Source organism: Enterococcus sp. DIV0703, from assembly GCF_051711065.1.
Lineage (GTDB): Bacteria > Bacillota > Bacilli > Lactobacillales > Enterococcaceae > Enterococcus_B > Enterococcus_B hirae.
Window position 1 is genome coordinate 1,540,616 of sequence record NZ_JBIOLX010000001.1, and the last position, 14,408, is coordinate 1,555,023.

Here is a 14,408-nt window from a genome sequence, read left to right on the forward strand (position 1 = left end):
GGCATCTACTTAGCAGATATAATCTTTGAGGATTATGGAGTAACTTTAACACATAGGGAACATAAGTTCAAATTAAACGTTTATGACACTAAAACAATCTTTCATGCAATATATAACGCTAAACTTGTAATAAAAATGTTATATATAATTTTTAAGTATTGCTCCTCAACGAGGAGCTATTTTAATAACTTAATACTTGTCCTGGATAAATAAGATTAGGATTTGATAATCCATTTTGTTGTGCTAGTGACTGGTGCGTTGTTCCTAACTCAGTCGCAATTGACGAAAGATTATCGCCATATTGAACTGTATACGTTCTAGTTGCACTTGCTACACTACTTACTTTTAACACTTGACCAGCATAGATCATGTTTGGATTACTCAATCCATTCAATGAGGCTAAAGCTTGGTACGTTGTGCCATATTGAGTGGCGATTGACGACAAGGTTTCTCCGTATTGTACAATGTGCGTTGTAGCTGAGGGCTGTTCTGCAACAGTTGTAAAATCTGGTAAAAGTTCTACATTAGATTTATCGATCCAAGAAAGAATATCAGCAAGCAAGATTTTATTACCATCAACTTGTTGAACCTTGTAGCTTTCACCTTTCACCCATTGTGGAATAGTCTCACCGGTCGCCCACTGATTAGCCGAAAAATTCACTTTAACAGTGTCGCCAGTCTTGATTTCTGATTTTGGTTTTTCACTTGTTTCTTCGCCGGCATCAATTGTTGGCGTTTCTGTTTGTAGCTTATCTGAGTTAGTATAACCATTATCAGTGATCCCTGTTAGATCGACATTTCCTTGCGCAATAGCACTTGCTAATTGCGTTTTGTATGTGCGCTGTTCGTAAATGCCATTTGCGTTATACCCACCTATTTAAGTAATAGCAAATTTATCATGATCATAACCAAAACGTCCTTGATCCCCTTGATAAATCGCCCTATCCACACCCTGATCGCATTTGGCGGCAAAAATATTGATGGGCAATAAAAAAAGAGCTACGAGAGCTTCTGCTAAATTTTCTTTTTCATTCATTTACTCCTTATCTTTTAAATTGTAAGCTGATACTCCTGTAATTACTCTAAAAATGTTGCTATGGCATTGATAGTTAATACTGTCATATCTGTTTCATTCCATCCATATGCTTTGCCTAATGTGGCTACTAATACAGATAAAGCGGGCAATACCGTAAGTACTGTCCATTTAATAATTTGATAATATTTATCGGGTAAAATTATTACTTCTCGCCTCCTTTCATCTCCTGAATATCATGTTCTGCTTCATTCATCAGTCCTTCTAATAGAAAAGTGCGTTCAACAATATGGTTATGCTTCTCAACTTTTTTCTCCAATTGCTCAATTCGATAAACGGTCAGTTTGTTTGAAAAAACAATGCCTGCAAATGTACCAACTAATGTTCCTACAATACTTAAAACAGAAATAATCGCATCAATACTCATAGTTCACTAACTTTCCAAACAAAAAGAGCGCACTCCTCTGAGTGCGCTTCTATACTAATTTATTCTATATTTTATTTGGATTGATTGTATCTGTCTCTACTATAGGTACCTCTAATGATTTTAACTTTTTAAACCTTTCAGCATCATTAACACCATAAATCTGGTACATAATTCCAGATCTATTTAATTTTTCAATTACTTGGTTTGTTGCTAAGTCATTTGATACTGATAGCAAAGCTTTATTATATTGCTCAACTTGTTGTATATCATCGTCAATGTTATTTTTTGAATCATATAACCATGAAACCGTACAATCAGGATGATCCTTTACTACCTTATCTCTAATTTTTTTATTTGTCAGGACAAAAAAAGAACGATCATATACATTGTATTTTTTTTAATGTATTTACAATTGATGTAACAAATTTATCGTCATTCCAGTCTCCCTTTGATCCATCCACATTAACAATTAATTTGTCTTTACTTATTTCTTTAATTGCTTCGTCAAAAGTTGGTATATTAACTTTTTTATCTTTATATTTTGGATAATTTGAAGTATCTATCGATAATTCTTTAAGCTGTTTGATTGTAAGTCTTTCTGGTTGTCCTTTTCCGTTTGTTGTCCTATCAAGAGTGTCATCGTGCATCAAGAAATTCACTCCATCTTTACTAGTTCTTACATCAATTTCTACTGCATTATAGCCAAGTGACTTTGCTTATCTCATAGCTTCAACTGTATTCTCAGGAGCAACTATATGTGCACTTCTATGGGCTACTAGGTAAGTTTCTTTATGGTTCAATAAGCTACTGGATGAGTAAACACATCCGGTTAAAACAATGGAAAACATAATTAATATCTTTGATATTTTTCTCACTTTCGGAATCACCTCAAAAACAAGTATATCAAATTAAAAAGACACAAAAAAGACTAGAGCAATAATAAGTCGGTTTCTATCATAGATGTTTCCTTTTTAAGGAGGTAATTTACATTTGAGGTAACTTGCAATTGTCTCAATTTGCTCTGGAGTATCTAATATTTCCGATGGAGGCCAATCGTCATTTGTAGAATATGTAACAGAGCCAACGCATTCCTGTCCTGCAGGGAAATTCGTTGTCGGCGCCATAATTTGAATTCCGTTTGCGTATAGCGTTAAAATGGGATTTCTAGACTTTCTGTTTGATAGAGCTCCGCCCCAGTTGTTGTAGTAAGCAGGATAGAAGCCATCCGGATATTGCACTAGCGTTTTTCAGCCAGCAAAATTTGCATTCTTATTGTCGACCATCATATATGCTATCACAAGTCTTCCTGTCCTTTCGAAAATAACTTTGCTTGCTTCAGTGAACTCGTCAGTGTTTGTTGTAGGTACCGTTTTAGTCGCTGTTCGCTATCTTCCAATTTCTTCCTTTTCGTCACCATGTTATTAGAACAAGGAGCAAAGCCTAAGGAGATCCAAGCCAGATTAGGTCATTACAGGTTAGCTACAACAATGGATACCTATGCCCATGTTACAAAAAAAATGAAAAAGATACAGTTGACATTTTTGAAAAAATGCTACAGGATCATGCCTTTTGATCCTTCCCTTTTCCATGTGGGAAAACCGTGGGAAAAACAGATAAAAAAGGTCTAGCTCAATGGCTAGACCCTTTGCTATTTCTTCGGTTCATCCTCATCCATTTTCAGAACAGCCATGAAGGCTTCTTGTGGGACTTCGACGCTACCGATTTGTTTCATTCGTTTCTTTCCTTCTTTTTGTTTTTCAAGAAGTTTACGTTTACGTGAGACATCTCCACCATAACATTTTGCTAAGACGTTTTTACGTAATGCTTTGATATCTGAACGAGCAACGATTTTTTGTCCGATAGCTGCTTGGATCGGCACTTCAAATTGTTGACGTGGAATTAGTTTTTTCAGTTTTTCAACGATTGCTTTTCCTCGTTCGTAAGCAAAGTCTCGGTGAACGATGAAACTTAACGCATCGACTTTTTCTCCATTTAATAAAATATCCATTTTTACTAACTTGCTCTTTTGATAACCGGACATTTCATAATCCAAGGAAGCATAACCTTTCGTACTGGATTTTAGTTTATCGAAAAAGTCAAAAACGATTTCAGAAAGTGGAATGTTATAAACGACATTCACTCGATAATCATCTAAATAATCCATTGTGATGAATTCTCCACGTTTTCTTTGAGATAATTCCATCACTGCACCAACGAAGTCATTTGGAACCATGATTTGTGCCTTGACAAAAGGTTCTTCAACATCTTGGATCGTTACTGGTTCTGGAAAATCTGCCGGGTTATCGACGACTGTCATAGACCCATCTGTTTTATTCACATGATAGATTACAGAAGGTGCCGTTGTGATCAACTCTAAGTTGAACTCACGTTCCAAACGTTCTTGGACTACATCCATGTGTAATAAACCTAAGAATCCACAACGGAAGCCAAAGCCAAGGGCTTGTGAGGTTTCAGGTTCAAACTGTAATGCTGCGTCGTTTAGTTGTAATTTTTCAAGTGCTTCACGCAAATCATTGTAACGGGAAGTATCAATTGGATATAATCCACAGTAAACCATTGGATTCATTTTACGGTATCCAGGTAGCGCTTCTTCTGCTGGATTATCTGCCAACGTAACTGTGTCCCCTACTCGTGTGTCTTGGACCGTTTTGATGCTTGCCGTGATATACCCTACATCACCGACCATCAAGAAATCTCTAGCAACAGCTTTGGGTGAAAAGACTCCCACTTCTGTCACATCAAATGTTTTGCCGTTACTCATCAATTTGATTTTATCCCCTGGTTTGACCATACCGTCTGTGATTCGAACATTCAGAACGACTCCTCGATAACTATCGTACACGGAATCAAAGATCAATGCTTTCAAAGGGGCATCCAGATCGCCTGATGGGGCTGGTACATATTCAACGATTTGTTCAAGTATTTCTTCAATCCCAATTCCTGCTTTGGCACTAGCCAGGACTGCCTCACTGGCATCGATTCCGATAACATCTTCGATTTCTTGTCGTACACGTTCTGGATCAGCAGCTGGAAGATCGATTTTATTGATGACTGGCAAAATTTCCAGATCATTATCCAAAGCTAAGTAAACATTTGCTAATGTTTGAGCCTCGATTCCCTGTGCCGCATCAACTACTAATACCGCACCTTCACAGGCTGCTAAACTCCTTGATACTTCATAAGTGAAATCGACGTGCCCAGGGGTGTCGATTAGATGGAAGATATAGGTTTCGCCATTTTTGGCTGTATAATTCAATTCGACAGCATTTAATTTAATCGTGATTCCACGTTCACGCTCTAGATCCATTGAGTCTAATAGCTGATCCTGCATTTCACGAGACGTCACAGTGTTCGTCTTTTCCAGAATACGATCGGCCAGCGTTGATTTTCCATGGTCGATATGAGCAATGATCGAAAAATTTCGAATTTGCTCTTGTCGTTGTTTCATTTTTTTTATATCCATAGCGTCTCCTCTTTTCGTTTAATCAGCACCTCTCATTATATCAATGAAAAGCATGAATTTAAAGACTTTTTACCTAGTCAGCTTTAGAAGTTTTTTTTATGAAAATTTGCTATACTAATAACAAGTAAATAATTGGAGATGAAAGAATGGATGAAAAAGATTTCAGAGAAAATCTTGAATTAAAACCTGTTACTGAAAAAGATGTTGATCAATTCAATGAGTTACTGTCTTATGTCTTTCAAGTAACAGAAGCAGACATCGAAGAAAGTGGTTTTGAAAGCAAAGGGGCATTTATTCGCTCCAAGCGCCCAATTTTGGAACTATCGGAAGTATTTGGCTGGTTCCACCATAACAAATTGATTTCTCAAATTGCGATCTATCCATGTGAAGTCAACATCCACGGTAAACCATACAAAATGGGTGGCGTTACCGGTGTCGGAACGTATCCTGAATATGCAAATCATGGATTGATGCAAGATTTGATCTTGGTTGCGTTAGATAATATGCGCAAAAACAAACAATGGATCTCTTATCTTTATCCCTATAGCGTGCCTTATTATCGACGCAAGGGTTGGGAAATCATGTCTGATAAGTTGACATTTAAAATTCGTGATACCCAATTACCGAAGAATGTTCCTGTGGATGGAATGGTTGAACGATTACCAGTAGATCATCCAGATGTTTATCGAGTGTATCAGAAATTTGCGGCTCAAAATCACGGTGCTTTGTTTCGTAGCCAATTTCATTGGGAAGAATATTGGCGATTTGAAAATAAAGAGGAACGAACAGCTGCGATCTACTATACGAAAGAGCATGAACCAATTGGTGTTTTATTTTATTGGGTCGCTGAAGAAATTTTCCATGTCAAAGAGATGTTTTACTTGAATCAAGAAGCTCGGAATGGTCTATGGAATTTTATTTCAGCACACTTTTCAATGGTTTACTGGGTTCACGGTGACATCTACAAAAATGAGCCACTGGCTTTCTTGATTGAAGATAGTCAAATAAAAGAACAGATCGAGCCTTATTACATGGCGAGAATCGTAGATGTCAAAGAGTTTCTGAAGCAATTCCCCTTCGTTTCTACTGCAAAACCTTTCCACTTTGTTGTCGAGGACCCTATCGCCTCATGGAACAATGGTGTTTTTGGGTTGGTCTGGAACGAAGACGGACAATTGGATGTCGTGGACGAACCTGTCGGACAATCGGTCCAGTTGTCCATTCAAACATTAAGTTGTTTGATGATGAATTATCGTCGCCCTTCTTACCTTGCAAGGATCGAACGAATCAAAACGGATGATGAAACACTTAAAACGCTTGAATTGATTCTTCCAAATATGGAAGCTTATTTCAGTGACTATTTCTAAGAAAAGGACGATGAAAATGAATATTTATTTTGCTGCCCCGCTTTTTGCGAAAAGTGACTTATTATATAATGCGAAACTTGTAGAAGAAATCAGGAGTCTTTCCAATGAATTAACCATTTATCTTCCGCAAGAAAACGAAGCGATCAATGATAAAACAGCCTATGCTGATAGTCAGATGATTGCTTTAGCCGATACAGAAAAGGTGTTGGAAAGTGATTTGATGATTGCACTATTAGATGGTTTGACCATTGATCCTGGTGTTGCATCCGAAATTGGTGTTGCCTATGCTAAAGGGATTCCTGTCATTGGATTGTATACAGATAGTCGGCAACAAGGCGGTACCCACCCGCAAAAAATTGCTGCTTTACAAGAAGTAGCTGAAAACCAATTCCATTATTTAAATCTTTATACGATTGGGTTAATCAAGCTAAATGGCGCTCTCGTAACTAGTGAAGAAGCGTTACTCAGTCAAGTAAAGACTTACTTAGATGGAGGTTTGAGCCATGAATAAGACAATGAAAAAAATCCAACTTGCACTTGTTGCTTTTGGTGTGTTTGTGGTTTGTTATAATCTTTATGAATTTATTACTAAAAAATATTCAACTACTCAGGGAGTTACTTTCATCATCGAATCTTTAGCTGGGATTCTATTGATTTTTCTCCCTCAGATCGTTAGAAAGATCGCAAAATTATACGTTCCAGATGCCATTGTTTTATTTTATTGGTTTTTCTTGTTTATTTCCGTGTTCTTAGGTACCGGTATGCATTTGATCAGTATCATTTCATTCTGGGATAAAATTTTACACGCCGTTAGTCCTATGGTATTGACTGCCCTAGGTTACGGATTGATTGGCTTATTATTGAAAGATGCACCAATTGCGAAGACTAGTCCATGGTTGTTTTTACTGTTTGGTTTTGCCTTTGCTGGCCTCTGTGGCGTGTTCTGGGAATTTTGGGAATTTCTCTGTGATCAATTCTTAGGAATGAATCTCCAACGGTTTGCCGCTTCAGATGGCACCTTATTTGTCGGACGAGCTGCTTTGATGGACACGATGGGTGATTTATTCACAAATACGATTGGTGCATTGGTCATGGGAATCTTTGCTTGGATCCAAGGAAGAAACAATCGTGATTATTTTGAAAATTATCGGTTGAAAATTTTGAAATAGAGCAAAAAAAATATCACATTAAAGAATTGTGACAAAAGTGAGATGCTTCCTAAAAATGGTGCGTGAAAACGTCAATGGTTAGGTAGCATCTCTTTTTGTCTCACCCACTTATTTCTTATCATCAACCCTTACGGTGATTTTGTTACCATTCCCAATGAAAATTGTACTTAGTGACAAGGGTTGAAATGATGGGAACCAAAGAAGATATTTACCTGACCACTCCTATTTATATGGGGAATAAAAACATTACCTTATGAGTAGATGAACTTGGAGATAACGATTGAGATCAACTTATTTTACGAATGATTTTTTCAGACTTATGACTAAATTACAAAAAAACAATAAAGCTAGGTGGTTGACCTAACTTTATTGTTTTATTTTTTTGAGAGCTGAGATGGTGTGTGACTCAACTTGAAATTTGATCGATTCTACTGCTCGTCAACACCCGTTTTCTTGCGAAAGCTTACCGTTTCTTTACTCTTCCGTGTCTTCAAGTTCTTCCGTTTGGAAATGAAGTTTCTCTGCTAGCAAGGTAATCGTTACTTTAGATTTTGGTAAGATGTGTCCTGCTACGATTTCTTTGGCTAATGGTGTTTCTACTTCTTTCGTAATAAAGCGTTTCAATGGTCGAGCCCCGTATGCTGGTTCGTAGGCATTTTCAGCGATCCATGTTTTGGCTTCGTCGCTGATTGTTAGATGAATTTCTTGATAATCCAATCGTTTTGCCAATTGTGCCACCATTTTATCAACGATTCCTTTCACATTTTCAAGACTTAATGGTGTGAATAAAATCGTATCATCGATTCGATTTAAGAATTCTGGTTTGAAATGACCTCGAAGGATCGTTCTTACTTGTTCTTCCACTTCTTCAGGAATAGTGCCATCTGCTGACACTCCTTCTAATAACAGTTGAGAACCAATGTTGCTGGTCATGATAAGAACGGTATTTTTGAAGTCAACCACACGTCCTTTAGAATCAGTTAACCGTCCATCATCTAATACTTGTAACAAGATATTAAAGACATCTGGGTGGGCTTTTTCGATTTCATCGAGTAAAACGATCGTATAAGGATTTCTGCGAACGGCTTCCGTCAATTGTCCGCCTTCTTCATAGCCAACATAGCCTGGAGGAGCCCCAACCAAACGAGATACGGCATGTTTCTCCATATACTCACTCATATCGATTCGCACCATGTGCTCTTCAGAATCAAATAAGTTTTCTGCTAAAGCTTTCGCTAATTCTGTTTTCCCAACTCCGGTTGGTCCTAAGAATAAGAAAGAACCTAGTGGGCGGTTTGGATCTTGCAATCCTGCTCGAGAGCGAATGACCGCATCACTGACTGCATCTACTGCTTCATCTTGTCCAATCACACGTTTATGCAATGTTTCGTTGAGCTTGATTAGTTTTTCTCGTTCCCCTTCAACTAATTTCGTGACTGGGATACCAGTTAAACGTCCAACCACTTGCGCAATTTCGTTTTCAGTGACTGATTCTTGAACCATTTTGATTTCACTGTCTTTAGCTTTTGCTTCCAATTCCTTTAATTCTTTTTCTAATTGAGGAATCGTTCCATGTCTTAGGACGGCAGCCCGTTCTAAATCATAGTTGTTTTCTGCGTCTTCTAATTCATGTTTGGCTTTATCGATTTCCGCACGTTTAGAAGAAACGCTATTGACTTCTTGTTTTTCTGTTTCCCATTGCATTTTCATCGAGTTTGCTTCTTCACGAAGATCAGCTAACTCTTCTTGTAGATTTTTCAAACGTTTTTTACTTGCATCGTCTGATTCTTTTTTCAATGCTGCTTCTTCGATCTCTAATTGCATCAAGCGACGAGTCACTTGGTCTAGCTCAGTCGGCATAGAGTTCATTTCTACTCGGATCGTTGCACTTGCTTCATCGATCAAATCAATTGCTTTATCTGGTAAAAAGCGGTCTGTGATATAACGGTCAGATAAAGTTGCAGCAGCGACTAATGCATTATCATGAATGTTGACTCCATGATGAATCTCAAAACGTTCTTTCAATCCTCGTAAGATACTGATTGTATCTTCTACTGTCGGTTCTTTGACTAAGACTTTTTGGAAACGTCGTTCTAATGCTTTATCTTTTTCCATATATTGACGATATTCATCTAATGTAGTAGCACCGATTAAATGCAATTCACCTCGAGCAAGCATTGGTTTCAATAAATTTCCAGCATCCATGCTGCCTTCAGTTTTCCCTGCACCAACGATATTATGGATTTCATCAATAAATAAGATGATTCGTCCATCACTTTTCTTGACTTCTTTCAGCACAGCTTTTAATCGTTCCTCAAATTCACCACGGAATTTAGCACCAGCAATCAATGCCCCCATGTCCAATGAAAAGATCGTTTTATCTTTCAAGTTTTCTGGCACGTCTTTTCGTACGATACGTTGTGCTAACCCTTCTACAATTGCTGTTTTACCGACACCAGGTTCACCAATCAATACTGGATTATTCTTGGTTTTACGAGATAAGATACGGATAACATCCCGAATTTCTTCATCACGTCCAATGATTGGATCCATTTTTCCGCTTCTGACTTGTTGAACAAGATCAACGCCGTATTTTTCTAATGCTTTGTATTGTTCTTCTTGATTTTTAGATGTCACCTTTTCTCCTCCTCTCATGTCTTCGATATTTTTACGTAACTCTTTTTCTGATAAACCATTTTTGGTCAAATAAACCGTCAATGGATAATTTTTCAATTTCATCAAGGCTAAAATTACGATCTCTGTTGAAAGAAATTCATCGCCAAAACTTTCTCTTAACTGGTCTGCTTCATTTAATAAACGGAATAGATTTTGGCTTAGATTCTGACCATATTGGACGTTTCCCCCTGAAACTGTGGGATATTCATCTAATACACGATCTACTTCCTTTTCAAACGTATCAACATCCATTCCCGCATCAGTGTATAGATTGCGCCCAAAATGGTTTGGTTGTAAAAAAATCTTCCACAAATGCGCAATATCAATTTCTTGATGTTTTCTTGTGACAGCGATTTGTTGCGCTTCAGCAATCGCTTCTTGAAGCGTGGTTGTCATTTTTTCAATGTTCATTTTACTTACCTCCTGAATATAAAATTTCAATATTCAATATGATACATCTCGTTCCAATAATCATTATACCTCTTTGGTCAGTCTTGGTCAAAAGATAACCTTACTTATTTTATCGAAAACAAATGACAAAAAAAACACAACAGAGGCCTCTTGGATGGACTTACTGTTGTGTTTTGGATCTAATAATATGACTCAATACAATTGCTGTAATGGTCAATTTGATTATTTTTTATTGTTTTTAACATCTTGGATCTCTTGTTTGATTACCTTTCGACGATCAGCAATCACGTAGAATAACCCATAAATAAAAGGTAAGATAAATGAGCTAAACCGATACAGTAATAAAGAAGAAACAGCATCTACGGTTCCCACAAGTGGTCTGAATAACAACAGATAGACAAATTCAAATGAACCGATTCCAGCTGGTGTAGGGATGACACCAGATAAAACTACCGCAAAACTGATAAATGAAAAGGTCAAGAGAAAGTCGATCGTGGGATGGTTTTCAACCAAAAAGAGATAGGGCATGATATACCAAAAAATCAGTTTGACCATATTCCAAAAATAGATGCGTAATAGAGCTGTTCGATCTTTGACAATTGTCTGGACAGTTTCTCTCAACGAATAGATTTGTGTATTACATGTATCTACCCAACTTCTGATGCGTTCACTTCGAAACAGTTTGTTTGAGATACTCACAAAGAAAATTTGTAGATTCAGACTCATTGAGACCATCAATAAAAAGGCAATGATCAGCCCAGTTAAAATAATGCCAGCAATAATGAACCAAATCATGTTTGGTCCTTTGGAATAAAATAAAGAGAACTGGATGATCAAACCAATGATCGCATAGGTAATCACGGCTAATTTATACATAATCATATGCAACGCAGTGACACCTGCACCTTGTGAGTATTTCATTCCTTTTTTATTATAAAAATAAATTTCTGAAATCAAAGTTCCTGTTCCAAATGAAACGATTCGATAAAATGCAATATAGCAAGACGTCCAAAAACCATCCCAAGTGGAAAATGTTGGTTCGAAGGGTTTGGCAATCTCTTTGATTGAACGACCTTCTGCCACCTGATAGATCGTTCCTAACAAGAATGCCGCTACCAGAACGATAAAACTTGTAGACAGCAATTCAGCGAAAATATCTGCAAAAGATTGGTTGATCAAATAATAAATAATGGCAAAAATTCCAATCAATAAGAATAGATTTAACGCTATTTTCGTTTTTGCACCTTTTGTCGCCATCAACTACTCCTTAATGAAAAAAATAAATCAACAGTAAATCCACCAATACACCCAGTACAAATCCTACTGTAAATTTCTTTTTTCTCGTTTTATGATGGAATACTTTACGAGAAATCAATCCCCCAATTCCACCGCCTAATAAACTAACAAAAATCAAATTATTTTCTGGAACGCGCCAACCGCCTTTTTTTGCTTGATACTTGTCGTAACCCATCAAACAAAATAAATATAAATTGACAATCACTAAATAAAACCACAAAGGATTGTGTAGTAAAGCTTCCATACGTGTTTTCCTCCACCTCTAGCACATCATTTTTGCTCTTCTTTAGGAGCAAAGACCGACAACCCTTTTTTGACTACGACTAATTCGATAGGCAGATTATCTGTCGTATCACCATCTGTACGAGTGCCAACTGATTTTTCCCGTGCTTGGATATTGATTTGACTAGCAGTCAAATAATTGATACCTGGGACAGAGTAAATTTTTCCTTTGATTAAACGAGGCAAATAAAAAACAAATCGAAAAATATCTAAAGATGGGATGATTGTGACATGAAACATACCATCATCGGGTGAAGCTGAATCATCAAAATTCGTATAACCACCTACTGAGTTAGACATTGTGACTGTCAATAATTGTGTTTTTCCTCGCCAATGTTCTTTTTCTGTTTTGATATCTAAATGATACTTTCTCTTTTTTAATAATAACTTGATGAACCGTTTGATAAAAATCCAAGAACCATATTTTTGCTTTTCTTTTTGACTGATCCAAACAGCTGTATCTGCCAGTATACCGATCGTTAAAGTTGAGATAATAACTTCATCATTGACTTTTCCATAATCGATTTGACGGATTTGCCCCTCTAAGATAATGTCTGCAGCTTTTTCCTTTTCTAATGGAATACCGAGAACACGAGCTAAATTATTGACTGTTCCTCCTGGTAGTAGTCCTACTTGATAATGCTCAAGTTTATCTTGAAAAGCCTGTACAATATGATGGATCGTACCATCGCCTCCGATTACGATTAAGGTATCTGCGTGCGTTTCTTCGGCCTTTTTGACTAATGTCTCATGCTTGATCGAAGGACCTGTTTCCGTAAGATTGATGATTAGTTCTGGTCGTTTCTTTAAGGCATATTCTTTAAACCAGCTTGCTAATTTTTCACCTTCATCTTGTCCTGAGCTTTGATTATAAAAAACTAGCAATTTTTCCATTTCTTTCTTCCTCCCATTTTTACACAAAAACCAAGGGGTCAGACGTTCCATTGTTGGAATACGCCCACCCCCAGCTAAAAGGATAGATCCACTTCGTTCACTTACTTGATCCATCCACGTTCCTATTTGATTTTATACGTTTGTATTCAATTCTGCAATTTTTACAATCACATCTGTTGCTTTTTCCATCACTTGCAGAGAAACAAACTCAAATCGGCCGTGCATATTTTCGCCACCTGCGAACAAATTAGGCGTTGGAATGCCTAGATAAGAAATTTTCGATCCATCTGTTCCACCTCGTACTGGTTCAATCACAGGCTCGATTTCTAAATCGATCATCGCTTGTTTTGCTAATTCAACAATGCTCATATCTTTTTCAATAATTTCTCGCATATTATAGTACTGATCATACATATCAACTTTCACACGTGTCTGATCGAAGCGACTATTTAGTTTTTCTTGGATTTCAGTAATTTTCGCTTTCCGTGCTTCAAATTTTTCTCGATCGTGGTCACGGATAATATAACTCATAGTTGCTTCTTCGACATTTCCATTTAATCCCATCAAATGGAAGAACCCTTCATAACCTGTCGTTTTTTCTGGGACTTCATCTGCTGGTAGTTGATTATGGAAGTCTATCGCTAATTGTAATGCATTGATCATCGTATCTTTGGCTGTACCAGGATGGACATTTTTTCCTTGAATTGAAATATTAGCCTGAGCTGCGCTGAATGTTTCATATTGCAATTCGCCTAAAGGTCCACCATCCACGGTATAGGCAAAATCAACATCAAACTGCTGGACATCAAATTTATCTGCTCCTACCCCAATCTCTTCATCTGGTCCAAAAGCTACTTTAATCTCACCATGAGGGATAGTTGGGTTTTTCAGCAGAATTTCCATTGCGGTCATAATTTCAGCGATCCCAGCTTTATCGTCCGCACCTAACAACGTACTGCCATCAGTTGTGATCAATGTGTGTCCTTCGTAGTTTTTCAAATTAGGGAAGTCTTTGGTATTTAATGTATAATGTTCTTCACTATCTAGAACAATCGTTGATTCCCCATCGTAGTTCTCAATGATTTGTGGATTAACATTTACTGCATTGAAATCTGCGGTATCCATGTGGGCAATGAAACCGATCGAGCGAACTTTCTTTTCAATGTTACTTGGCAATGTTCCTATAACAAATCCATTTTCTTCATTGTAAAATACATTGGTTAGTCCTAAATCTTCTAATTCCTTTTTTAAGACTTGCGCAAAAGCGACTTGTGTTTGTGTCGAAGGAGTCGTTTGACTACTTTCATCAGATCTGGTTTCAGTCTTAACATAGCGTAAAAAACGTGGTAAAAGATTTTCGTACATACAA

Annotated in this window: 10 protein-coding genes and 3 pseudogenes; 3 read left to right on the top strand and 10 right to left on the bottom strand. The window is 37.2% G+C overall.

From position 1 onward, the window contains the following. Positions 1–181 precede the first annotated feature (181 nt). From IGK81_RS07025 to lepA, 5 genes and pseudogenes are all read right to left on the bottom strand, one after another. Positions 182–1,036: pseudogene (locus tag IGK81_RS07025) on the bottom strand (LysM peptidoglycan-binding domain-containing protein). Next, positions 1,037–1,239, bottom strand: a pseudogene (locus tag IGK81_RS07030) (phage holin). Next, the gene (locus tag IGK81_RS07035; RefSeq protein ID WP_034698163.1) at positions 1,239–1,460 is read right to left on the bottom strand and encodes a hypothetical protein; all 222 of its coding nucleotides are present in this window, start codon (positions 1,458–1,460) and stop codon (positions 1,239–1,241) included. Before IGK81_RS07035 ends, IGK81_RS07030 begins: the two are co-directional and overlap by 1 nt. A gap of 64 nt (positions 1,461–1,524) precedes the next feature. Further along, positions 1,525–2,308, bottom strand: a pseudogene (locus IGK81_RS07040) (glycerophosphodiester phosphodiesterase). An 800-nt stretch (positions 2,309–3,108) separates the two neighbouring features. After that, the gene (gene lepA / locus IGK81_RS07045) at positions 3,109–4,944 is read right to left on the bottom strand and encodes a translation elongation factor 4 (protein ID WP_010719053.1); all 1,836 of its coding nucleotides are present in this window, start codon (positions 4,942–4,944) and stop codon (positions 3,109–3,111) included. Between the two features lie 146 nt (positions 4,945–5,090). Between lepA and IGK81_RS07050 the strand changes: the two genes are divergently transcribed. Genes IGK81_RS07050 through IGK81_RS07060 form a run of 3 tightly spaced genes read left to right on the top strand, consistent with a single transcriptional unit; the run spans position 5,091 to position 7,480 of the window. After that, on the top strand, positions 5,091–6,311 hold the full coding sequence (locus IGK81_RS07050) for a GNAT family N-acetyltransferase (protein ID WP_010719052.1): 1,221 nt from the start codon (positions 5,091–5,093) through the stop codon (positions 6,309–6,311). Positions 6,312–6,327: 16 nt separating this feature from the next. Next, positions 6,328–6,822, top strand: coding sequence for a nucleoside 2-deoxyribosyltransferase (locus IGK81_RS07055; RefSeq protein ID WP_010719051.1), 495 nt, complete (start codon positions 6,328–6,330; stop codon positions 6,820–6,822). Then, positions 6,815–7,480 (top strand): hypothetical protein, encoded by a 666-nt coding sequence (locus tag IGK81_RS07060; protein ID WP_034698166.1) that lies wholly within the window; start codon positions 6,815–6,817, stop codon positions 7,478–7,480. The genes IGK81_RS07055 and IGK81_RS07060 overlap by 8 nt, the downstream gene beginning before the upstream one ends. A 474-nt stretch (positions 7,481–7,954) precedes the next feature. Here the strand turns inward: IGK81_RS07060 and clpB are convergent, their stop codons facing one another. From clpB to pepT, 5 genes are all read right to left on the bottom strand, one after another. After that, positions 7,955–10,567: an ATP-dependent chaperone ClpB gene (gene clpB, locus IGK81_RS07065; protein ID WP_010737669.1), complete on the bottom strand. Its 2,613-nt coding sequence runs from the start codon at positions 10,565–10,567 to the stop codon at positions 7,955–7,957. 222 nt (positions 10,568–10,789) lie between these two features. Further along, positions 10,790–11,824 carry a lysylphosphatidylglycerol synthase transmembrane domain-containing protein gene (locus IGK81_RS07070; RefSeq protein WP_034698169.1) on the bottom strand — a complete coding sequence of 345 codons (1,035 nt, stop codon included), beginning with the start codon at positions 11,822–11,824 and terminating at the stop codon, positions 10,790–10,792. A 10-nt stretch (positions 11,825–11,834) separates the two neighbouring features. Then, a complete protein-coding gene (locus IGK81_RS07075) occupies positions 11,835–12,107 on the bottom strand; it encodes a DUF1294 domain-containing protein (RefSeq protein WP_010719047.1) in 273 nt (90 codons plus the stop codon). Between the two features lie 26 nt (positions 12,108–12,133). Continuing rightward, positions 12,134–13,039 (bottom strand): diacylglycerol/lipid kinase family protein, encoded by a 906-nt coding sequence (locus IGK81_RS07080; RefSeq protein ID WP_025480176.1) that lies wholly within the window; start codon positions 13,037–13,039, stop codon positions 12,134–12,136. Positions 13,040–13,171: 132 nt separating this feature from the next. Continuing rightward, a complete protein-coding gene (gene pepT, locus IGK81_RS07085; RefSeq protein ID WP_010719045.1) occupies positions 13,172–14,404 on the bottom strand; it encodes a peptidase T in 1,233 nt (410 codons plus the stop codon). Between the last annotated feature and the right edge of the window lie 4 nt (positions 14,405–14,408).